The 987-nt window shown below is 38.8% G+C and carries 2 protein-coding genes; one reads left to right on the top strand and one right to left on the bottom strand.

Translation table 11 applies throughout. The features are described 5' to 3' along the window. A partial coding sequence (locus A3738_RS03750; protein WP_197473557.1) for a DbpA RNA binding domain-containing protein occupies window positions 1-368 on the top strand: 368 nt, incomplete at its 5' end. A 475-nt stretch (window positions 369-843) separates the two neighbouring features. Here the strand turns inward: A3738_RS03750 and A3738_RS32510 are convergent. Continuing rightward, on the bottom strand, window positions 844-987 hold a 144-nt coding region (locus tag A3738_RS32510; protein ID WP_197473556.1), incomplete at its 5' end, for a hypothetical protein.

Here is a 987-nt window from a genome sequence, read left to right as displayed (position 1 = left end):
ACTCAGGAAAAGCTTATAGCATCTACACAGCGAAGCAACGGTACAAGCTCGAAATTTTAGAAGGTGAGCGCCAACAAGCACTTGAATATCTCGATGCTGCTAGCTTTAAGGCAAAGGGTAGTTTTCCTGAACCTGAGTTCGTGACGATAGAAATTTCTGGCGGTAAACGAGATAAAGTACGCCCCGGAGATCTGTTAGGAGCCCTAACAGCAGATGGCGGAATAGCCGGCTCTGAAGTCGGTAAAATTAAAATCGTTGCACGAGCAAGTTATGTCGCAGTGAAATCAGGATCGATGCGCAAGGCGTTGAATATTCTGAATGAAGGAAAAATAAAAGGGCGCAAATTCCGCGCGAGAAAGCTCAAGTAAATCGAAATGTAAAGAAACCAAAAAGGCAGACTGTCTCCATTCTGCCTTTTTTATTTGATAAAACACTTCTTGCTCAAATTATTGAATTGCTTCACGTCGTTTTCAGTGTGCAGTTGATCGATATCAATCAATTTTTTTCTTCTCGCACTAGTCTTATATTAATCAGAATTTCTGATTAAATAATGAACATGATTCCTAGCCTTATCTGTAATACAAGGCTAGTATCTAACCGACACATAGCTGTTTGCATGGAAATTATAAAAGTAATAAACCATGTTCTTCAGTTATAAAATCCTTACTTAGAAAGAATAACAAAAACAATATTATATGAGTTGGTGCTGTACGTTGGCTAAAAGAGGGAAGGAGACTTTCGCCTCGAAGATGTATTGCATCGGCTGTTTATGAAAAGCGGACATTTCAACGAATATTTTCGAGTCGCACTGTTTCGAAAGAGGGCAAATGAAGTTTCACTCTATTAGCTTGTCAAATAACAATAAAGCATGTGTGAGCATTCTTTTGTTAATTTGCTTAGATCAATTTGAGGGGCAAACAAAACACCTTGATGGGTAAGGTTCTCTATGGTTTGCATAACCACAAAGCTTGCGAGTTTTAGATCCTC

The organism is Oleiphilus sp. HI0066, from assembly GCF_001635725.1.
The sequence above is the reverse complement of the archived record's forward strand: the minus strand, read 5'-3'. Positions and strand labels throughout refer to the sequence as shown.